The organism is Streptomyces sp. NPDC053079 (genome assembly GCF_044546695.1).
In the GTDB taxonomy this organism is placed as follows: Bacteria; Actinomycetota; Actinomycetes; order Streptomycetales; family Streptomycetaceae; genus Streptomyces.
Genome location: NZ_JBITZJ010000001.1, coordinates 1,583,548 through 1,601,512 on the forward strand (window position 1 = coordinate 1,583,548; position 17,965 = coordinate 1,601,512).

Annotated in this window: 25 protein-coding genes and 1 tRNA gene; 10 read left to right on the top strand and 16 right to left on the bottom strand. The window is 70.3% G+C overall.

What is annotated here, in order from left to right:
• Positions 1–153 precede the first annotated feature (153 nt).
• The 9 genes from ACIGXW_RS06825 to ACIGXW_RS06865 form a co-directional block, all read right to left on the bottom strand.
• The gene (locus tag ACIGXW_RS06825) at positions 154–660 is read right to left on the bottom strand and encodes a hypothetical protein (RefSeq protein ID WP_399570618.1); all 507 of its coding nucleotides are present in this window, start codon (positions 658–660) and stop codon (positions 154–156) included.
• Complete coding sequence (locus ACIGXW_RS06830) at positions 650–1,201, bottom strand: hypothetical protein (protein WP_399570620.1); 552 nt, start codon at positions 1,199–1,201, stop codon at positions 650–652. The genes ACIGXW_RS06825 and ACIGXW_RS06830 overlap by 11 nt, the downstream gene beginning before the upstream one ends.
• Complete coding sequence (locus tag ACIGXW_RS06835) at positions 1,198–2,022, bottom strand: Rad52/Rad22 family DNA repair protein (RefSeq protein WP_399570622.1); 825 nt, start codon at positions 2,020–2,022, stop codon at positions 1,198–1,200. The genes ACIGXW_RS06830 and ACIGXW_RS06835 overlap by 4 nt, the downstream gene beginning before the upstream one ends.
• A 115-nt stretch (positions 2,023–2,137) precedes the next feature.
• Positions 2,138–2,386 (bottom strand): hypothetical protein, encoded by a 249-nt coding sequence (locus tag ACIGXW_RS06840; RefSeq protein WP_399570625.1) that lies wholly within the window; start codon positions 2,384–2,386, stop codon positions 2,138–2,140.
• Complete coding sequence (locus ACIGXW_RS06845; protein ID WP_399570628.1) at positions 2,379–2,579, bottom strand: hypothetical protein; 201 nt, start codon at positions 2,577–2,579, stop codon at positions 2,379–2,381. Before ACIGXW_RS06845 ends, ACIGXW_RS06840 begins: the two co-directional genes overlap by 8 nt.
• Positions 2,576–2,959: a hypothetical protein gene (locus ACIGXW_RS06850; RefSeq protein ID WP_399570629.1), complete on the bottom strand. Its 384-nt coding sequence runs from the start codon at positions 2,957–2,959 to the stop codon at positions 2,576–2,578. Before ACIGXW_RS06850 ends, ACIGXW_RS06845 begins: the two co-directional genes overlap by 4 nt.
• Positions 2,956–3,192 (bottom strand): hypothetical protein, encoded by a 237-nt coding sequence (locus ACIGXW_RS06855; RefSeq protein ID WP_399570632.1) that lies wholly within the window; start codon positions 3,190–3,192, stop codon positions 2,956–2,958. Before ACIGXW_RS06855 ends, ACIGXW_RS06850 begins: the two co-directional genes overlap by 4 nt.
• Positions 3,193–3,626: 434 nt before the next feature.
• A complete protein-coding gene (locus ACIGXW_RS06860) occupies positions 3,627–3,896 on the bottom strand; it encodes a helix-turn-helix domain-containing protein (RefSeq protein WP_399570634.1) in 270 nt (89 codons plus the stop codon).
• Entirely contained in the window at positions 3,893–4,129 is a 237-nt protein-coding gene (locus ACIGXW_RS06865) for a helix-turn-helix domain-containing protein (RefSeq protein WP_399570850.1), read from the bottom strand. Before ACIGXW_RS06865 ends, ACIGXW_RS06860 begins: the two co-directional genes overlap by 4 nt.
• 314 nt (positions 4,130–4,443) lie before the next feature.
• Between ACIGXW_RS06865 and ACIGXW_RS06870 the strand changes: the two genes are divergently transcribed.
• Complete coding sequence (locus ACIGXW_RS06870) at positions 4,444–4,863, top strand: XRE family transcriptional regulator (protein ID WP_399570636.1); 420 nt, start codon at positions 4,444–4,446, stop codon at positions 4,861–4,863.
• A gap of 166 nt (positions 4,864–5,029) precedes the next feature.
• Positions 5,030–5,281 (top strand): hypothetical protein, encoded by a 252-nt coding sequence (locus ACIGXW_RS06875; protein WP_399570639.1) that lies wholly within the window; start codon positions 5,030–5,032, stop codon positions 5,279–5,281.
• Here the strand turns inward: ACIGXW_RS06875 and ACIGXW_RS06880 are convergent.
• The 3 genes from ACIGXW_RS06880 to ACIGXW_RS06890 form a co-directional block, all read right to left on the bottom strand.
• Positions 5,278–6,540, bottom strand: coding sequence for a tyrosine-type recombinase/integrase (locus ACIGXW_RS06880; protein WP_399570641.1), 1,263 nt, complete (start codon positions 6,538–6,540; stop codon positions 5,278–5,280). The two genes, ACIGXW_RS06875 and ACIGXW_RS06880, sit on opposite strands and share 4 nt — an antisense overlap.
• Positions 6,541–6,693: 153 nt before the next feature.
• Positions 6,694–6,768 (bottom strand) — tRNA-Trp (locus ACIGXW_RS06885).
• 178 nt (positions 6,769–6,946) lie between these two features.
• On the bottom strand, positions 6,947–7,936 hold the full coding sequence (locus ACIGXW_RS06890) for an ornithine cyclodeaminase family protein (protein ID WP_399570644.1): 990 nt from the start codon (positions 7,934–7,936) through the stop codon (positions 6,947–6,949).
• A 502-nt stretch (positions 7,937–8,438) separates the two neighbouring features.
• Here ACIGXW_RS06890 and ACIGXW_RS06895 point away from each other — a divergent pair.
• Positions 8,439–8,561 carry a hypothetical protein gene (locus ACIGXW_RS06895; RefSeq protein ID WP_399570647.1) on the top strand — a complete coding sequence of 41 codons (123 nt, stop codon included), beginning with the start codon at positions 8,439–8,441 and terminating at the stop codon, positions 8,559–8,561.
• Between the two features lie 66 nt (positions 8,562–8,627).
• On the opposite strand, the gene ACIGXW_RS06900 is transcribed toward ACIGXW_RS06895, so the two are convergent.
• Positions 8,628–8,834 carry a hypothetical protein gene (locus ACIGXW_RS06900; protein ID WP_399570649.1) on the bottom strand — a complete coding sequence of 69 codons (207 nt, stop codon included), beginning with the start codon at positions 8,832–8,834 and terminating at the stop codon, positions 8,628–8,630.
• 101 nt (positions 8,835–8,935) lie between these two features.
• Positions 8,936–9,157 (bottom strand): hypothetical protein, encoded by a 222-nt coding sequence (locus tag ACIGXW_RS06905; RefSeq protein ID WP_399570652.1) that lies wholly within the window; start codon positions 9,155–9,157, stop codon positions 8,936–8,938.
• A gap of 313 nt (positions 9,158–9,470) precedes the next feature.
• Between ACIGXW_RS06905 and ACIGXW_RS06910 the strand changes: the two genes are divergently transcribed.
• From ACIGXW_RS06910 to ACIGXW_RS06920, 3 genes are all read left to right on the top strand, one after another.
• The gene (locus ACIGXW_RS06910) at positions 9,471–10,568 is read left to right on the top strand and encodes a mechanosensitive ion channel family protein (RefSeq protein ID WP_399570654.1); all 1,098 of its coding nucleotides are present in this window, start codon (positions 9,471–9,473) and stop codon (positions 10,566–10,568) included.
• 155 nt (positions 10,569–10,723) lie between these two features.
• A complete protein-coding gene (locus ACIGXW_RS06915; RefSeq protein WP_399570656.1) occupies positions 10,724–11,278 on the top strand; it encodes an SRPBCC family protein in 555 nt (184 codons plus the stop codon).
• Positions 11,279–11,281: 3 nt separating this feature from the next.
• A complete protein-coding gene (locus tag ACIGXW_RS06920; protein WP_399570658.1) occupies positions 11,282–11,929 on the top strand; it encodes a DUF3592 domain-containing protein in 648 nt (215 codons plus the stop codon).
• A gap of 30 nt (positions 11,930–11,959) precedes the next feature.
• Here ACIGXW_RS06920 and ACIGXW_RS06925 read toward each other — a convergent pair whose 3' ends face one another.
• Positions 11,960–12,613: an HAD-IA family hydrolase gene (locus ACIGXW_RS06925; protein ID WP_399570660.1), complete on the bottom strand. Its 654-nt coding sequence runs from the start codon at positions 12,611–12,613 to the stop codon at positions 11,960–11,962.
• 139 nt (positions 12,614–12,752) lie between these two features.
• Between ACIGXW_RS06925 and ACIGXW_RS06930 the strand changes: the two genes are divergently transcribed.
• Complete coding sequence (locus tag ACIGXW_RS06930; protein ID WP_399570852.1) at positions 12,753–13,196, top strand: GNAT family N-acetyltransferase; 444 nt, start codon at positions 12,753–12,755, stop codon at positions 13,194–13,196.
• A gap of 44 nt (positions 13,197–13,240) precedes the next feature.
• Here the strand turns inward: ACIGXW_RS06930 and ACIGXW_RS06935 are convergent, their stop codons facing one another.
• On the bottom strand, positions 13,241–13,918 hold the full coding sequence (locus ACIGXW_RS06935) for an HNH endonuclease family protein (RefSeq protein ID WP_399570661.1): 678 nt from the start codon (positions 13,916–13,918) through the stop codon (positions 13,241–13,243).
• Positions 13,919–14,306: 388 nt separating this feature from the next.
• Here ACIGXW_RS06935 and ACIGXW_RS06940 point away from each other — a divergent pair, with 388 nt between their 5' ends.
• The 3 genes from ACIGXW_RS06940 to ACIGXW_RS06950 all read left to right on the top strand — a co-directional run bounded on the left by ACIGXW_RS06940 (position 14,307) and on the right by ACIGXW_RS06950 (position 17,950).
• Positions 14,307–15,209 (top strand): helix-turn-helix domain-containing protein, encoded by a 903-nt coding sequence (locus tag ACIGXW_RS06940; RefSeq protein WP_399570663.1) that lies wholly within the window; start codon positions 14,307–14,309, stop codon positions 15,207–15,209.
• A 13-nt stretch (positions 15,210–15,222) separates the two neighbouring features.
• Complete coding sequence (locus ACIGXW_RS06945; protein WP_399570665.1) at positions 15,223–16,020, top strand: helix-turn-helix domain-containing protein; 798 nt, start codon at positions 15,223–15,225, stop codon at positions 16,018–16,020.
• A gap of 781 nt (positions 16,021–16,801) precedes the next feature.
• Complete coding sequence (locus ACIGXW_RS06950) at positions 16,802–17,950, top strand: acyl-CoA dehydrogenase family protein (protein WP_399570667.1); 1,149 nt, start codon at positions 16,802–16,804, stop codon at positions 17,948–17,950.
• Positions 17,951–17,965: the final 15 nt, after the last annotated feature.

Here is a 17,965-nt window from a genome sequence, read left to right on the forward strand (position 1 = left end):
ACGGCCGAGAGGACGGCGCAGCAAAGACCGCGTAGGGCGGGGCCGGTGCGAGCCTGCGACGCAGACGGACAGCGACGAACACGAGCCGGGCATTGGCCGCCCACAAGGTGGCGAGCGCCCCGCCTGCAGCTGTAACACCGAGGAGGATGCCCATCACGGCTTCGCCTCCAGACCGGGCTCCCGCCCCGTCGGCTGCGCGACCTTCAAGATCCCGGACCGGTCGACGAGCTCACGGGACATCGCCTCGTTCGACGCCTGCAAGACCGCGATCTGCTCGTCCAACGACTTACGGGCCCGCTCCGACAGATCCAGCTGGGTGATGTTGCCCGGCGGCAATAGCCGCGGCCGACGAGCCTCCGCCAACGCCTTGCGCAACTGGTTGACCTCGGCCTCATGCGCCGTCGTCAGCTGCGCAACCTCTGCGCCCTGATCCTGCTGCGCGGTCTTCATCAGACCCGAAAGCCGTTCGTTCTGCCCGGTCAGCCGCTCGATCTCTGCCTCGGCGTTGACCAGCGCACGCCGAGTATCGGCATGTGCTGCCCGCTCGCCCTTGATGTCCGTCTCCAGCCGTTCCGCCTTGCGCTCGGCTGCGTTCCGCCTGATCAGCGCGTCCCGGTATCGGAAACGGAGATCGTCATGCGTTTTGCGGCTAACGGGCATCTCTGCCCACCTCCTTCACTGGGGCAGTGACGCCGGGAAGAGCCAGCTCGCCGGACCGCCAAGCGGCTGCGATACGGTCGCGCCCGACGATTCCCTTCGGGCCCACGAACCGCACTTCATGGGTCCGCTTTCGGTTCGCCTCGACGCTCACGCCAGGCACACGGTGAATGACACCGGTATTGGGGTCCGCCCATTCCGTGCTGTTCGCCGCTGTCAACTCAGCGAGCAGCTTCTTCAGGAAGGCCGGCCGGACCAGCGTCACGAACTTCCGCTCGACCTCGGCCGGGAACTGCGCGAGCACCCACGCCAGCAAAGCATCGGCATCGTGGACTACCGCTTCCGCGCTGCCAGGCTTGAGATTGACCGTGGCCACCTGCTCACCGCCAGGCGCCTCGACTACGACATTGCGCTGCCCGTTGGCCTTCACCGCCTCTTCGAGCAGACGCTGGACCTCGGCGCGCTTGTCCTTGTACGCCTGGTCGACGCTGTCGAGAAGAGCCTTCAGGAAAGCTTCCTCAGCGGCCGCGTTCTTAAGGCTCATGGGGCCACGCTCCCCAGCAACAAATCACGCGCCTGCTGGAACTCGGCGATGGTGCCTTGCTCGATGTCGTGGCCGAATGAGGAGCGGAACTGTGCGGCCAGTCCGTCGGTAAAGTTCGCCTCGCCGGCGGCCTCCAACATCGCGGCGAGTGCTGACGCGCGGTCTCCAGGTTCCTCAGCTGAGCCGGGGCCCTGAGGAACAGGTGGGGGAGCGGGGCGCTTCGGCGCAGCAGCCGGCGCCTCGGGCGGCGTGCCGGGCTCCGGCAGGACAGGCGGATCCTCAGGAACGGCGGCCGCCGGTGAGTCACCCGCACGCTTCCGAAGGTGCGCGGCGGACCAGATGACAACCGCATTGGTCTCGCCACCGTTGTACAGGGACAACCCGAAAGCATCCCCGAGATTCACCGCAGCGCGCTTGAGGGACTGGGAGTCAGCTTCCTTCACCGCACCGTCATGGGCATCGCCGAGGGAGGGCTGATTCCGGGCGTCACCGGTGGCCACACCGTCGTACGTGGCAATCGGGTTACCCGCGATGTCCTTGACGGTGAGCCGCTGGTGGACCCGGTAGACCACAGTCCACCGGAACTTGTCGTTGCCGTTGGCGTCCTTACCCGCAGGCAAAGAGATCTCACGGACACAGTCGATGGACACGAGCTCGGTGTCATAACCACCGAAGCCGAACACCCGGATCAAGAAGCGGCGGACGTCCCATTGGTGGAGGTGGGCGAATCCCTTCGGGTTGAAGCCAACACGGGACTGGTGCATCTCGGCGAAGAGAACCTGAAGTTGCTCTTCGGTCAGCCTGCTGGTGAGGTCGGTCATCGATGGGCTCCAGTGCCGTGCATGCGGGGAGTCGCTGACGCGATGAGGAAGATGCGGCCGGCGGTCGCGCGCCGACCGGCGGCCGGGGCCGAAGCCCCGGCCTGCGCGGTCTCATTCATGGGCGATCGACCCCCGCCTCGTTGAGGGTGTAGCGGAGGCGATCCGGGTTCTCGTAGTGCCGACGCAGGTATCCGGCACGGGTGAGCAGGTCGAGATCCCGACGGGCAGTGACCCGCTTCGGCGCGTTGTAGCCGTTGACCCGGTGGGTACGGACGACACGGTGTGTGGTCCACGAACCGCCCTGACGCCGGATGGACGTCAGGAGGTCGACGACCCGGGGGCAGAAGGGCGGGAGATCAGACATCGTCGACCACCCCCTCGTTGAGCCCCAGCGCGTCCAGCAACTCCGCTGCGTCGCGGTTGTCGCGCGCTTCCCGCTGCACCAAGCGCCGGGCAGCAGCGCTCTCATCCGACGAGTTGGGGTGCACACCAAGCACGTCACCGGGGCGCCCGAGCTTCTCGACGCGGGGAATTCCGCTGGTCCGACGGGCGCTCACGCCACGTCCCCCTCACGCTGATGAGGCACGCCACCGGACACAGACCCGGACCGAAGCGCACGCCGCCGGATGATCTGGTCCAGCACGTCCCGCAGCCGGACTGCCTCAGCGAAGGGAATCTCCATCTCGGCGTAGCCCATGCAGGCCGCGCCTTCCACGGCCTCGACCAGCGCATCCACCTCAGCCGGATGCACGTCAGCACCGGGGCGGCAGACCTCAGCCAAGGCCTCCAGGGCACCTTCGACGTCGTCCTGCGCACCAAGCTCCTGCCACTCCTGCACGAGGCCGGTGATCGTGTCGTGCCGGATCTGATCCGCCCGCAACACCACACACAGCCCGTCAGCACGGAGAGAGAAGGACAACCCCGGCTTCCGACTCATCGCCCCTCACCACCCTCGGGCGAGGCAAGGATCGTGCGCAGACTCTCCGCCACTTCGGCGACCCCGGCACGCAGGCGCGCCAGCTCGGCCGCCCTCTCCGGCGACTGCAGCAGTCCCGCGTCCTCCAGCGCCTGCGCCGCCTCGGACGCGAGATCCACCGTCGGATCCTGGCGGCGCTCCATCACCGCGACGATCACGTTCCGAGCGACACGCGCCCGCTGCTCGCCGCTCACCGAGCCTCCTCAGCAGCGTCGTCGAGGAGTGACCAGGCACGGACTGGGATGCCGGACACAACCAGCTGCGCCGATACGTACAGCCGAGGGTCCGACTCCGAGTGCGGGCAGGAAATCGCCGTCCCGCCCAGCTTCGTGGCCAGCTCTTCGACGCCCGCCGCACACTGGTGGAAGTACACATCCACGGACGGGTCGCCAGCCGCGAAAGTCGGGCAGCTCGTTCGCACGTCAGTCGGGGGCAGAGGGCTGGTGCTCACGATCTGTTCCGCCACGGACAGGGCAGCCATATGCCCCCTGCGCTGCGCGTCCTCGACAGCGCGCTGGTGGTCGGTAGCATGTTCGTTCACGGTGATCCTCTTTCGTTGGTGTGAGAGGTGATCCGCATGGGGTCGCTCAGCCGCCAAGCTCAGAGCGGCCCCGTTCTTTGCTTTTGGTCAGGCGCGACGCAGGGAGCTACGGCCGGGCAGCGGCTTCAGGTGCGCCAGGGGATGCGCGCCAGCCGAGGGAGCCGCGGCGATAGCGAGGGGCCCGGTGACGGGCGTGTGGTGAAACATCGCGTCGATGGCGTCGAGGTCGGCGTCCGAAAACGTGACGACCTCACCCTTCTTCGAGTGCGGCAGGCCTTTGATGTTCCGCCGAAGCCACCGCTCCTTAACCCGGAGCTTCTCCGCCGCTTCGGGGTAGGTGTAGCGGTTGGCTGTCATACCGCCACCTGCTCGCCTGCTGTCTCGTCCGCCGATGCCGACACTGATCTGCCGACGGGGGAGAAGAGGATGAGAACGTCAACCCCTATGACCCGTGACAGTTCGTAGGCCGTTGTAGCGCTCACGCAGTCCTGAGCGCCGCTCAGCAGATTTCCGACTGTGGTCCTGGCGCATCCGGCGCTCTCGGCGAGCCCCCGAACGGTGATCTTCTGACCTGATCCAGTGCGCCGCATGAGCCGCCTCAGCAGGCTCTGGTCCAGCAGCCGGTATGTCGGAACGCGATCCAATCTGTCCACCTCCTTGGGCGGGCTGTCCAATTATTTGGACACTCGAAGCATGGCATGGTCGTGGACAGCCTGTCCATAGATTTGGACAGGCGTTTTCTTCCGGTCAAAAAACGGCTGCGCACTACCGCGCACCGTCTTCACTGCTGGACACTTCGTCCAGCGAGTGAGTCAGGCGTGGCCCTTGATCAGGGAAAATGACACGGGACCATCACTGGCAACATGGACACCCGCAACCCATACCCCCACATGGAGTGGACAGGATGACCGGCATGGTCGAACAGGGCGACACCACGCGCGCGCGGACGGACCTGTCCGATCTCGTGCGAGAGCGACGATCCGAGCTGCGCCTCAGCCTCCGCAACATCGAGGAACACCCCGGCAACCGTGACAACGATGGCAAGCCCATCGTCAAACGCGGCTGGCTGGAACGATTCGAGAAGGGCGAAGCCGCCAGCGCACCACCCGTCTCCACCCTGAAGGCTCTCGCAACTGCACTCGACCTCCCCCTGGGCCGCGTCAAGGACGCCGCCGGCGCCCAGTTCCTCGACCTCGACACCGTATGGAGCGAATCCGGCGAGGCGCGAGCCATCGTCGAGCGGCTGGAAAGGTACACCCCAGAACAACGGGAGCAGCTGTTCCGCTTGCTGGAAACCTTCGATCAGTCCCCCCGAAGCTCCTGAGGGCTACCTAACCTGCGATCTTTATGCGCAGAACCAGTAGTTCAATTCTGTCCGAGCTGGCACCATGAGGGTCCGCCTGGGGGGCGTGAAGGTCACAATCCCTGTACCGGGCTGGTCCGCCGTGCCATGTGATCAGCCTGGGTGCACCCATGCCGATGGGGGACACATGGCAGATGAGGCATCGGATGGATCAAGAGCAACAGCACGCTTCGAACTGAGTGATCTTCTCCCTGATGGCGAGGTCGCCATGCCCGTAGAACGTGCCGGAGAGTTCGTCATGCTGGTCCGCCGAGGGCACATGTCTCCCGAAGCGGTCGCAGAGATCAACAAGCAACTTGAACACATCGTCGGCGACGGCCTCTGGGAACAAAGGTGGGACGGCCCATGCGAGCCGCCCCACCCTGACGAGGATGACTAAGCCTCACGCACCACCCGCAACCCCTGCTGCGCAGGGACCGCCAGCACGGCCTCGACGGCGATACTGATCTCGTCGTCGAGGGCGTGCACCAGATGACCGTACCGATCCACCGTCGTCGAGATCGACTCGTGCCCCAGACGAAACTGGATGGCAGGCAGAGGGATGCGCGCGGCGATCAACCACGCCACATGCGTATGACGCAAGTCATGGATCCTCGGGCGCTTCGTCAAGCCTTTGGCCACAGCAGCTTCGACAGCCGGCCGCCACCGACGGTTGTAAAAATTAGCGTGATGCCAGACAGCCCCCTGACCAGTCCGGAAGACGAAGTCCTCAGGCCTGAGCCCTACGATGCGACGCCGCAACATCACGACCTGGGTCGGGGTCAGGCGTAGCGTCCGGCGCCCCCGCTTCGTCTTCGGCGGCCCGAGGTAGAAACGCTCGCTCTCGCCCTTTGCCGCCTTCTTCCAGGCGCGTGTGATCGTCGCGGTCGGTGTCGCCCCGTTGAGATTGAGGTCACGCTTCTGGAGTGCTGTGGCCTCGCCCCAGCGTGTACCTGAGCCGACCAGCCATTCGACGAGATCGACAGCGTCCGGGTCTGTGAACTCCACACGGACGCGCGTGTACTCGTCCCGCTCGAGGAAACACATCTCCTCCTCGATGTGATCATCAGTCCGGGGGAGATGTGTCCCCTTGCACGGGTTCTTCGGGCGCAGTGGCGGATCGGCCTCGATGGCAGCCTGAAAGACGGAGAACAGCAGCCCGTGGCGGGTACGGATTGACTTAGGGTCAGCCTTTCGGCGAAGCCACTTCTCCGAGTCGTCCGGATCGGGCAGCCCTTTCTGTTCGGCGCGTACCCAGTCGGTGACATCCTCCGACGTCACGTTACAGACGGTTGCCGGGACGACCAGCCCGCTGTGCGTGGTGTGGCTGAGCAGCGAGAGGTGAAGACGGATTTCTCGCTCGTAGTCGTCACGCGTGCGGTCGTCGATTCCGGTGAGGCGACTGACGTATCTCAAGGCCCAGTCGATCAATGGCTGATCGCCGGGCACGGGTGGCTCCTCCGCGAAGCCCTGGCCGCGCACCCAGCCGTGCGGCCAGTTCTGGCCGTGAGCGTTGACGAGGTCTCTGAACTGCTCGGCGGCCGGCAGGGTGTCAAAGTTCTCGGTCTCGACTTTGCTGGCGCGGCCCCCGCCATCGCGCCAGCGCACTTGATAGGTGATCGATCCGTCGACCTTGGGTCGCTCCACGATGCTTGCCATGGCGTGACGATAGGGCTCTGATGGCCGGTTGTGTTCCCTCTGTGTTCCCAAAGTTTGATGACGGGAACGGCAGTGGGGCCGTCGCGCTCCTTGCGACAGCCCCACTCTGCCTGTTCGTGCAGGTCAGACATACTGAGCCTGACGACTTATCAGCAGGGGTGACAGGATTCGAACCTGCGACTAGCGGGTTTGGAGTCCGCTGCTCTGGCCGGGCTGAGCTACACCCCTTCGGCTTTCGCCAAGATCAGTTTGCCATGACCACGCCCGCCGCTTCCACAGAATTATTTGCACAAGCGTGAGCGCTGCCCCCGGCGGCGCCGTTCGCGCCCGGACGCTCAAGGCCCGAAGACCGGCCAGCCCCCAGCACGCCGCCCGACCTGCGCACACGGCGGGCCCTTCCCTCACCTCACCCCAGCGTGATCTCCTCGCCGACCATCCGCTCGCGGGCGGCGGCGACGACCAGGGCCGCGGCCGCCGCGTCCTGCACGGCCACCCCGACCGACTTGTAGAGGGTGATCTGCCCGGGCGAGGTACGGCCGCTCTTCGTGCCGGCCAGGAGTTCGCCCAGCTCGGCGTGGACGTGGTCGGCCGTGATGAGGCCGTCGCGGATCGGCAGGAGCAGGTCGTTGCTGCCGGCGGGGAAGGGGGCGAGCGCGGCCTGCCGCGACTCGACGCAGACCAGGGCCTGGGCGATGGTGGCGTCGTCGATCTCGCGGCCGTCCGGGTTGTAGCCGACCGAGGTGACGTGCACTCCGGGGGTGAGCCAGGGGCGGCGGACGACGGGTTCGAGGCAGTGGGTGGTCGCGGCGGCGATGTCCGCGCCGTCGAGCGCCGCCGCGTAGGTGGGGGCCGCCCGCACGTCCGCCTCCAGGGCGTCGGACAGTTCCCCGGCCAGGGCGGCGGCCTTGGCCGAATCCCGGCCGGCCACGCGGATCTGCCGGATGGGCCGGACCCGGCTGATCGCATGGGCATGGGAGCGGGCCTGCGCGCCCGTGCCCAGGACCGCCAGCACGGTGGCGTCCTCGCGCGCCAGCAGCCGCGCGGACAGCGCCGAACAGGCGGCGGTCCGTGCCGCGGTGATGGCCGTACCGTCCAGCAGGGCCGTGGGCTCGCCGGTGTCCGGGTCGAACACCATGATGACGGCCTGGTGGGTCGGCAGCGCTGTCCCGGCGTTGCGCGGGAAGAGGGAGACCAGCTTGCTCATCAGCACCGGGGCCGAGGGCACGTAGCCGGGCATGGCGGCCAGGAGCCCCTGGCGTTCGGGTACGAGCGCGGCGACGCGGTCGGGCGCCGAGGCGCGGCCCGCGCTGAGGTCGGCCATCGCGACGGCCAGGGCATCGATCAGCGCGTCCATCTCGAGCAAACCCTCGACCTGCGAGCGTCCGAGCACCAGCATCCGCCACACCCTTCCTCGAAGACCGCTCCGAAGCATCGCCCCGACGACCTCGTCACCCCCGGCCGCGACACACCACCCCACTGGGCACATCCATTCGTACACGACGCGGCGGATCCACGTGAACGCCGCCAGGCGGCCCACCCGGCCCACCGGCTCGCCCGGCAGCTCCGCAGCGGCCAGGCGCGGTGGCCGCGCCGTGGCCGGCGGCCCCTGTCGGCCGGACTGCGGCTTACCAACCGGCCCGGGGCGAGGAAGGCTGCCGCCAGACGTCTTTCGAGGCCAGGGAGAATGCCGTGCCCCCTCAACTTCCCTCCAGACGCACGCTACTCAAAGGCGCAGGCGGCACCTCACTGCTGGCCGCCGGCCCCCTGGGCCTGGCCACCCCGGCCGCCGCCGGCCCCTCACCCGCGCCGGGCAGTTCCACGGCGCACCCCTCACCCACCCCTTCAGCCCACCGGGGCGTGCGGATGCTGAGGGCGGGTGTCTACGACAAGATGACCTGGTGGGAGGCGACGAGCACGCCCCCGCCTTCCTGCCCCACCTGACGGGCGGAGCCGCCGCCCAGCTCGCCTGGACCGGCTACGACGGTACGGGCGCCCTCAACGCCTGCGCCATCAGCGTCTAACGCCGCAGCCCCGCCCCCTGCCCGCCCCCGCCCGCCGTACCTGTCGCACCTACCCAGCAGGGGCGCTCACGACCAGATGCCGGGACCGCCGCCACGCCAGTCGATCACCTCTGGATCGTCGAGCGGCACATCGGCACTGACACCGGCCCGCACGAGGAACTCCAGCAGATCCACGACCCCGTACGCCACGCCCAGACTCTCCGCGCCGATGCTCACCCGCCGGCCGCCTGAGGGCGCCGGCGGGTGGACCACGATCCGCGGAACTCCGGACACGCCTCCAGCCTGCCCCCGAAACCCCCCGGACGCATCCGGACCAGCCCCGGGCCGGTACCGCGGGCCCCACACCCCGCACCCCTGCCGCCACCCCCCAGGGGTCAGGAGGCCGTCCATTCGTGGGGCCGGCCTCCCGCCCATTCCACCGCGTCGGGGTCGTCCAGCAGGGCTTCGGCGTCCGGCAGCCCGGCCCGGCGCAGGAATTCCACGACATCGGCGTCGCTGTAGGCCATGCCGAGAATGTGGTCGGTGCCCTCACGGCGGACGGTCACACGCCGTCCGCCCGCGGCGTCGAGCCTGTGCACGGATACGGGCGCCACCATGGCACCAGAGTGCGTCCCGGCGCCGCCCCACGCCACTCACCACCCACCAGCCAGGCCCCGGCCCCCGCCCCCCGGCGGCCACCGGCCGGCCGGCCATCCCCGCAATCCCCCTCCTCCGCGCAGCGCCGAAACAGCCGTGTTGGAGGATGACTTCGCGCGCCAAGCCACCCCGTGACCTGGCGCGATCACGATCCGTCAGGACAGACAGGTAAAAGGTGACGATTCATTACTCCGGTCATTACTCCGGCCTCCCGGCGACCGCGGCAGCGTGCGACCTGGCAGCCCAGCTCTCCGTAACGGCGGGGGAACGCCGATGACCCGGGCCCTGACACTCCACGACATCATCGTCGCCGGCATCGCCATCGCCGCCGGCCTGGCCGTGGCCCTGCTGCTGCGCGTGATCCTGCGCTGGCTCGCTGAGCGGGCCCGCAGGACCAAGTGGGCCGGGGACGACATCATCGTCGACGTGCTGCGCACGCTCGCCCCCTGGTCGTCGGTGGCGATCGGCGTCGCGGCGGCGGCAGCTGCCCTCCCGCTGACCCGCCAGGTCGGACACACCGTCAACCAGGTACTGACGACGCTCGTCATACTGACCGCGACGTTCACCGCCGCCCGGGTGATCAGCGGTCTGGTGCAGACCGTGGCACAGTCCCGGTCCGGCGTCGCCGCATCGGCCACGATATTCGTCAACATCACGCGCATCGCGGTCCTGGCGATGGGCTTCCTCATCGTCCTGGAAACCCTCGGCATATCCATCGCCCCGCTGCTCACCGCCCTCGGCGTGGGCGGTCTGGCGATCGCCCTGGCGATGAAGGACACCCTGGCCAACCTCTTCGCGGGCGTGCACATCCTCGTCTCCAAGACGGTCCAGCCCGGCGACTACATCCGGCTCAGCAGCGGCGAGGAGGGCTACGTCCGCGACATCAACTGGCGCATCACGGTGGTGGAGGACCTCTCGAACAACCTCGTCATCATCCCCAACGCCCAGCTCGCCGGCACCAACATGACCAACTTCAGCCGGCCCGAGCAGAACCTGACCGTCACGGTCCAGGTGGGCGTCGCCTACGACAGCGACCTGGAACACGTCGAACAGGTCACCAACGAGGTCGTCGACAGCGTGATGAAGGACATCAACGGCGCTGTCCCCGACCACGAGCCGGCCATCCGCTTCCACACCTTCGGCGACTCCCGCATCGGCTTCACCGTGATTCTCGGGGTCGGCGAGTACAGCGACAAGTACCGCATCAAGCACGAGTTCATCAAGCGCCTGCACCACCGCTACCGCACCGAGGGCATCCGCATCCCCGCCCCCGCCCGGACCGTGGCCTTGCAGCACAGCGGCCAGCCCGAGATCCCGCACCCCCGCACCTGCCCCGACACCCTGCCGGACCGCCCCGGTACGGCTGTCTGAAGCCCCCTTGACCGCCCCGGGCCGTGTCAGGGCCGGGGCGGCCGGGGACGTGAAATCGAGCCACGCCACCTGGATATCCCTTGATACGGGCCGCGCGAGACAGCAAGATCACCAAGTGTCCGGCAAGCGCCGAAACCCACCGTGGAGTCCCTGTCATGCGCATTGAAGTCACCCTGCCCGTCAATGACCCCGCTCATCCCGAGCAGCCCCGCCTCGACCGTGCCCAGGTCTGGGAGGGGCTGCTGCGCAAGGCCGAGAACGCCGTGCCGTTCGTCCCCGGCATGAGCCAGTGCACGGTGATCGAGCGGCGTGAGAACGGGCTGCTGCGCGAGGTCGTCGTCAACGGTGAGCGCGTGCGGGAGGAGGTCACCTTCGAGGCCCCTCTCCTGGTCAGCTTCTTCCGGCGCGACGACCGGGACAGCTGGGTCATCCGCAACCGCATAGGCGAGGATGCCTCCGGCGCCCTGACGCTGACCTTCATCGGCGACATGCCGCAGCTGCCCTCCGCGGGCACGCGGGCGGCCGACGGCCGGAGCAAGGAGGAGGTCCTCGAGGAGATGCGCGCCCGCACGCTGGAGACGGTCCGCAACACCCTGGACGTCATCCGCCGGACGGCCACAGCCACAGCCACAGCGACGACCACAGCCACGGCGACGGCCACGGCCACGGCCACGGCCACGGAGAAGATGATCACGAAGGGCGACTCCTAGCCCGTGATCGAGTACGTTCTGCCGGCGATACCCGGCTTCATGACCCTCGGCGCCCTGGTCCTGCTGACGGCGGCACTGCGGCGGCGACGGTGCCTGAAGGCGGCCTGGACCGACGGGAGGGTGGTCGAGGGCCGCTGCGTACGCACGTACGTGACCACGACGGTGTGGCGGCGCGGCCTGCACCGCGGTACGTCGAGATCCCTCAGCCACGTGTACGAGTTCACCGACGAGGACGGCAGGACGAGGCGTTTCGAGGAGGAGGGGCGCGCGACGGTCTTCGAGGGGGAGACGGTTGTGATCCGCTACCCGGCCGGGCGCCCCGGCCGGGCGACGGCGTATCCGCCGGGTGACCCGCAGGCGAGGGCGAAGACCGGCTGGCAGATCGGCTTCGCGGTGTTCGCCACCCTGCTCTGCCTGGGAGCGACGGCCGTCTTCGCCACTGTCACCAGCGTTTTCACGGAGGTGAAGGACAAGGTGGGCGAGGTGAGGGAACACCCCCTCCCGCCGCGACAGGACCCGCCCCCGCGACAGGACCCGCCCCCGCGACAGGACCCGCCGGCCGGCTGGCCCACCGACCTCCCCAGGCCGCCGGATCTGCCCGCCCCGCCGGAGGTTCCGATGCCGTCGGGGTTCCCACCACTGAACCCCTGACGAGCCTGACGACCCCTGACAGGGCTGCCGTCAGCCGGCGACGGAGATCTCCAGCCGCCCGTCTTCCATGACCTGAACGGACAGGGCGGTGAGGTCGGCGACCGTCACGTCCGCTTCCAGCTCCTGCGCGCGGTGCGTGGTCGTCAGGGCGATGGTCGCCATGCCGGCCGCCCGCCCGGCGGCCAGCCCGGCGGGCGCGTCCTCGACGACCACGCAGCGGGCCGGATCGACGCCCAACTGCCCGGCGGCCACCAGGAACGGCTCGGGGTGGGGCTTGTGGTGGGTGATGTCGTCGACGGTGACCAGGAACTTGGGATGGATGCCGGCCCGGCCCAGCCGGGCCCCGGCCACCCGCCGGTTCGCGGACGTCACCACGGCCCACCGGTCCACCGGCAGCGAAGCCAGCAGCTCCACGGCACCGGGAACCGGTACGGCACCGCCCGCGGCCGCGTCGGCGACCTCGGCCTCCTCCAGGCGCACCAGCGCCTGCGCGACCTGCTCGGCCGGCAGGAGTTCGGCGACGATCGCGGCAGCCGGCCGGCCGTGCACCTCGACGCGCGCCACGTCCGCCGGGGTCAGCCCGTAGGACTGGGCCCACCGGGTCCACACGCGCACGACCGAGTGCAGGCAGGAGACCAGCGTTTCATCGCTGTCGAACAAGAGGGCGTCGGCCGGAAGTCGCATGGCGGGGAGCGTACATGGCCCTGCCAGCCAGTCGGCACGCCGGGCCGGATCACCTCAGCCGGCAGCGCCCCGGAAATCCGGCTGCGCCGCGATCCCTCATCTGTGACAGTCACGCCTTGTGAACACCGATACCGATGACATGGTGCTGCGGCGCGCCGACGACAACGATGCGCCGGGCATGGCGGATGTGTGGCTGCGCTCCTTCGGCGCCGCGCTGCCGACCGTGCGCCGCGCACACGACGACGCCGCCGTACGGGAGTGGTTCTCCTACGTGGTCGTGCCGCAGTGCGAGAGCTGGGTGGCGGTCACCGGGGACGGCGCCGTGGCCGGGCTCCTGGTGCTGGAGGGTACGGAGCTGGAGCAGCTCTACCTCGATCCGCCGTGGCGCGGCCGGGGGCTGGGCGACCGGTTCGTGGACCTGGCCAAGCGTCAGCGGCCGCAGGGGCTGGGCCTGTGGACGTTCCAGGTCAACGCGGGGGCGCGGCGGTTCTACGAGCGGCACGGCTTCGTGGAGGCCGAGCGGACCGACGGAGAGCGCAACGAGGAACGCGAGCCGGACGTCCGCTACCTCTGGCGGCCCTGAGACCCTCCGGCAGACCCCTGCCGCCCACCGGCGTCAACCGCCGCTCAGCGCTCGCACGTGTCCAGCATGGCCACCAGGGTCTCCTGCTCCCTGTGCGTGACGCTCAGCTTGTACAGGTGCTTCACGTGGGTCCAGGCGCGGGAGTACGTGCACCAGTAGGAGGTCAGCGGCGGCCGCCACTGGTCCGGGCTCTGGTCGCCCTTCGAGCGGTTGGAGGCTGCGGAGACGGCGATCAGCTGGGGGTTGGTCAGGTCGTTGGCGAACCGCTTGCGCTGGTCGGTGCTCCAGGTGTCGGCCCCGGAGCGCCAGGCGTTGGCCAGCGGGACCATGTGGTCGATGTCCAGCTGGCCGGCCGAGGCGAACACCTTGCCGTCGTAGGCGCTGACCCACGTCCCGGAGACGGCCCGGCACTGGTCGTCGAGCCTCACGTCCCTGCCGTCGCGCACGAGGGTCGTCTCGCGGGTGTCGCAGGCGCCTTGCTGCTTGACCCAGTGCGGGAACTTCGCGCGGCTGTAGCCGGTCATCGAGTGCGGCGGCTCGACGGTGAGGTCGGCGAGTTCCACCCGGGCGACGTCCGTGGAGGGCGGCTCGGGCAGGTCCCGGCGGACGGCCGGCGCGGCGACGGGCGCCTGGGCCGATACGGGGGCGGTGGTCGCGGCGAGGGCGGACAGGCACAGGGCGGCGGCAGTGGCGGCGCGACGCCACCGGAAACGTGTGAGCACATACCGACAGATATCGGCCCTAAGGAGCAAAGCCCGCGCATGCCACTCGGCCGTAGGCATGCCGGAGACGGAAGTTGACGCCCCGTCCGATGCGCCCAGGCACTCACCACGGGCGGGACCGGCCCCCCCCCCGGGGACCGGCCTCCCACCCGGGAGAGACCTCCACCGGTTTCGCACCGCAAGCCCCCTAGCTGCGCTTATGTGTCGATCAGGGACGCTTATGTGATCGTTATGACACTGGCCGGTTGGGGTGATTTCACACCTTCGTCGATTACAGTCCACTCAACGCGGCGCCAGCTTCTCCGGCAGCCACCCGTGTGATGACGGGACGTCATCGGAGCACCGGCCGTGACCCGGAAGCGAAAGAAGGGGACGGATCGTGGGGGCGATGCGGCAGCGTCTCGACGAGGAATCCGCCGAGGCCAGACGACGGCTCGTCACCGAGCTGCTCCGGCTCAAGGAGTGCTCGGGCCTCAGCTACGAGGCCCTGGCCGAGCGGACCGGCTACAGCCGCTCGTCCTGGCAGCGGTTCCTCAACGGGGGCAAGCCCCCCACCCGGGCAGCGGTCGAGCAGCTCGCCGACGTCGCCGGGGGAGACCGGGACCGCCTCCTGGCACTGTGGGAGTACGCCCGGGAAACCGACGACCACCTCCCCACCCCAAACCCGCAGCCCGAACCGGCCACAGCCCCGCCGACCACCCCGCCCACCGGGACCGACGCCGCCTGCCCGGCCTGCCGGCGCCCGGCGCAACGCCTGCGCCCGTCCTCGCCGATACGCGCCGCCCGCTGGGCGGCCGCAGCCCTCGTCCTGGCGGCCGTGGCCGCCGTCTCGGTCTTCCTCACCGCCCGGCACCTGCACCGTCCCGACCCCGCGGACCACGCCGCCATCGCCGCCGCGACCGCCACCAAGGCGCCGGCCGCCCCCGAACCTCCGGCCACCCCGCAATGCCGCGGCAAGAGCTGCGAGGGACAGGAACCCACCGCGATGGGATGCGGCCGCGACGCCACGACCCTCCGCACGACCTGGCTCGTCGGACTCGTCGTCACCCTGCGGCACAGCCCCGGCTGTTCGGCGGTGTGGGCACGGATCGACAACGGCACCGTCGGCTACCAGGTCCGCGTGAGCACCCCGGACGGACGCTCCCGCACCGCGGAGATCACCTGGGGACAGGACGTCTACACCCGCATGCTGGCCACCGACACCCCCGGCGAGGCGATCGCGTGCGGGGTGATCCCCCGCCACGACGAGGAATGCACCGGCAAGGGCACACCCGCGCCCACGGCCCCGTGAACGACCTGCCGTGATGGACCGTGACCGGCGCCGGCTCGTCACCGAACTCCGCTGCCTGCGGGCCCGCACCGGGCTGAGCTACGCCCGCCTGGGCTGCCGCACCGGCTACAGCCGCTCGTCCTGGGAACGGTTCCTCAACGGCAAGCAGCTCCCTCCCCGTTCCGCCGTGGAAGCCCTCGCGCGGCTCGCGGGAGCGGACCCGGCCCCGGCGGTGCGCTGCTGGGAACTGGCCAACGGCCGCATCGCGGCACCCGCCCCCGGCCCCGCCGCCCGGCCACCTGCCGCCCCGGCCCCACCACCCAGCGCCCCGCCCACGCCTCCCACCCTCTCCCGGGGCCGCTTCCGCCTGCCCCGCACCGCCCCGTCCTCCTGGCTGATCCTGCCGGCAGCGGTCCTGCTCGTCACCGTGACCGCCGTCCTCTACGCCGCGCCCGGCACCGCGACACACCGCCCGGCCACGGCCGGCCACCGGGCCCCGGCAGGAGGCCTCCCGCCCGCCGAGTGCGGCGCGGACGCGACCGTCCTGCACGCGGCGTGGATCGGCCATGCCCGGGTGCAGGTGCGTCACAGCCCGACCTGCCGCACCGTGTGGGCCCATGCCGAGCGCTTGCTCGAAGGCGACGTGCTCACCGTGTTCAACGGCGGACACCGCGCGGACACCACGGGCCTTCCCACCGCGAGCTCCCACGACTCGCCCATGCTGCCCGTCGATCCCGGCGATGCGGTGGGCGCCTGCCTGGACCTGCTCCATCCCGCGGTCGCCGACCGCACCTGCACGGGCGCGGTACGGATCCCGGACCGCCGCCCGTAACGCGCCTCCCACCCCTCCCGGCCCGTCGCCGGACACCGTGCCTGTGAGACGGCCCCACCACGCGAATCCGCCCTCCGGCCACACCCCGTGATGCTCCGCCACGCCCGTACGCGGTGCGCGGCGTCGGCGACGCCACGGCCCAGCGGCCGGGCGTACGGACCACCCCGCCCCGTCCCACCCCTTCCCACCCATCCCACGCCCCTGGGCAAGGGCAGGGCCATGACCACCGACCTCTGCCCGACCGCGGCGCCCGCCGCACTGCGCGGCCGTCCTGCCCGCCACCCACCTCCCGTGGACGATTCCCCAGCCCGTCCGGGCAGGCTGCTCCCGCCCGCCGGGCATCCGCACCCCGGTACCCCGGCACGCCGGATCAGGGGAGCAGCGCGGACGCGGGGGAGGGGCCGCGGAACGGCCTGCAGATGCGCTGCGCCCCGGGTGGAAGAGCGGCCCGTGGCCGGTTCAGGACCGGCCCGTGGTCCCGTTCCGGCCGTGGGCCATCTCGTTTGCTCCCGCTCTCCCCGAAGGGGAGGGAGGGGAAGGTGCAGGCCAGGGCCGCCTCATCACCATCCCCCGTCCCATTTTCTCCCACGGGGCCGCTGGGCCGCCCCGGCGGCCTGAAATGGCGTGTGAGGCTCTGCCCATCGCACCGCGTCGCTGCGGCGCCCGGCTTGCGGCAGCACCCGAACAGCCCCCGCACCGCATCCGCCGACGCGCGCCCCGCCCCCTCCCTCGAAGGACCGAGGGGCACCGCCACCCTTCTGAAAGGCAATGGTCTGCACCCATGCGAGCTGTAGAACACGCGCTCCCGGCATCCGACGCGCTCGCTCTGCTGCCGGACCTCGCCCCCGCCCTCGAGGAGTTCCGGGCCCGGGCGGCGGCCTCCGACGAGCAGGGCCGCCCGGACCCGCGCAGCCTTGAGGCCCTGCGCACCTCGGGTCTGCTCTCGCTCGCCGTGCCCAGGGAGTACGGCGGCATGGGCGCCGGCGCCGGCGCGGTCAATGACGCCGTCAGGCTGGTGGCAGGAGCCGACGCCTCGCTCGCGATCGTCCTCTTCCTGCACTGCGCGGTGACGGCGCGGATCGCCCGCTGGGGAACGGAGCGGCAAAAACAGCGCTACCTGACCGCGACCGCCGCGGGCGAATGCCTGGCGGCCTCCGTGTGGAGCGAGCAGAAGGCCGGCGCCTCGAAGGCGCAGCTCGGCACCCAGGCCACCTCGTGCGGCCCGGACACCTGGCGGATCCAGGGCAACAAGACCTTCGCGACCGGCGCCGGCATCGCCGACGTCTACCTCGTCCTCGCCCAGACCTCAGCTGGGGGAGAGGGCGGTTACGGCAGCACCGCGCAGAGCCTCTTCCTCGTCGACGCCGGCACCCCCGGGGCCCACGCCCATCCCGGCCCCGGCCTGGTGGGCATGCGCTCCTCCGCCACCGGCTTCGTCTCCTTCGAGGACTGCCGCCTCCCCAGGGACGCCGGGCTCGGCCGGCCCTCGCAGACCCCCGAGATCATCGCGCACCCCCACCACCTGGGGTACACGCTGGGCGCGGTGAGCACCGGCATCGCCAGGGCCGCCCTGGACACCGCCCTGAGGGAGTCGGCCGACCGGGGCCTGCTCGCACACCAGGCGATGCGGCACACGCTGGCCGAGGTGGAGGCCTCGGTCGAAGCCGCCCACGCCCTGGTCGACCGGGCCGGTGCCCGGGCCGCGTCCGGCGGGGCGCTGCGCCTGGCCCTCCACGCCAAGGCCTACGGCTCGACGGTGGCGGAGTCGGCCTGCACCCGTATCCAGCAGGTCCTGGGGAGCGCGGCGTTCGTCGCCACCCATCCCGTCAACCGGCTGGCACGGGACGCGCGGGCCATCGCCCACATGGGTCCTCCCACCTACCTGTGCCGCGAGATGGCCGCCGACACCTGGGCCCCCACAGCGCCCTGAACCCCCGCCCCCGCC

Bases quoted from the DNA above. Each gene is read 5' to 3' on its own strand.
- ACIGXW_RS06915 (WP_399570656.1), top strand. From the start codon at position 10,724: ATGCGCATTGAAGTCACCCTGCCCGTCAATGACCCCGCTCATCCCGAG.
- ACIGXW_RS06860 (WP_399570634.1), bottom strand. From the start codon at position 3,896: ATGACAGCCAACCGCTACACCTACCCCGAAGCGGCGGAGAAGCTCCGG.
- ACIGXW_RS06825 (WP_399570618.1), bottom strand. From the start codon at position 660: ATGCCCGTTAGCCGCAAAACGCATGACGATCTCCGTTTCCGATACCGG.
- ACIGXW_RS06905 (WP_399570652.1), bottom strand. From the start codon at position 9,157: ATGGTGGCGCCCGTATCCGTGCACAGGCTCGACGCCGCGGGCGGACGG.
- ACIGXW_RS06910 (WP_399570654.1), top strand. From the start codon at position 9,471: ATGACCCGGGCCCTGACACTCCACGACATCATCGTCGCCGGCATCGCC.
- ACIGXW_RS06870 (WP_399570636.1), top strand. From the start codon at position 4,444: ATGACCGGCATGGTCGAACAGGGCGACACCACGCGCGCGCGGACGGAC.
- ACIGXW_RS06850 (WP_399570629.1), bottom strand. From the start codon at position 2,959: ATGAGTCGGAAGCCGGGGTTGTCCTTCTCTCTCCGTGCTGACGGGCTG.
- ACIGXW_RS06930 (WP_399570852.1), top strand. From the start codon at position 12,753: ATGGTGCTGCGGCGCGCCGACGACAACGATGCGCCGGGCATGGCGGAT.
- ACIGXW_RS06945 (WP_399570665.1), top strand. From the start codon at position 15,223: ATGGACCGTGACCGGCGCCGGCTCGTCACCGAACTCCGCTGCCTGCGG.
- ACIGXW_RS06830 (WP_399570620.1), bottom strand. From the start codon at position 1,201: ATGAGCCTTAAGAACGCGGCCGCTGAGGAAGCTTTCCTGAAGGCTCTT.
- ACIGXW_RS06865 (WP_399570850.1), bottom strand. From the start codon at position 4,129: ATGCGGCGCACTGGATCAGGTCAGAAGATCACCGTTCGGGGGCTCGCC.
- ACIGXW_RS06875 (WP_399570639.1), top strand. From the start codon at position 5,030: ATGGCAGATGAGGCATCGGATGGATCAAGAGCAACAGCACGCTTCGAA.
- ACIGXW_RS06835 (WP_399570622.1), bottom strand. From the start codon at position 2,022: ATGACCGACCTCACCAGCAGGCTGACCGAAGAGCAACTTCAGGTTCTC.
- ACIGXW_RS06925 (WP_399570660.1), bottom strand. From the start codon at position 12,613: ATGCGACTTCCGGCCGACGCCCTCTTGTTCGACAGCGATGAAACGCTG.
- ACIGXW_RS06880 (WP_399570641.1), bottom strand. From the start codon at position 6,540: ATGGCAAGCATCGTGGAGCGACCCAAGGTCGACGGATCGATCACCTAT.
- ACIGXW_RS06940 (WP_399570663.1), top strand. From the start codon at position 14,307: ATGCGGCAGCGTCTCGACGAGGAATCCGCCGAGGCCAGACGACGGCTC.
- ACIGXW_RS06840 (WP_399570625.1), bottom strand. From the start codon at position 2,386: ATGTCTGATCTCCCGCCCTTCTGCCCCCGGGTCGTCGACCTCCTGACG.
- ACIGXW_RS06950 (WP_399570667.1), top strand. From the start codon at position 16,802: ATGCGAGCTGTAGAACACGCGCTCCCGGCATCCGACGCGCTCGCTCTG.
- ACIGXW_RS06890 (WP_399570644.1), bottom strand. From the start codon at position 7,936: ATGCTGGTGCTCGGACGCTCGCAGGTCGAGGGTTTGCTCGAGATGGAC.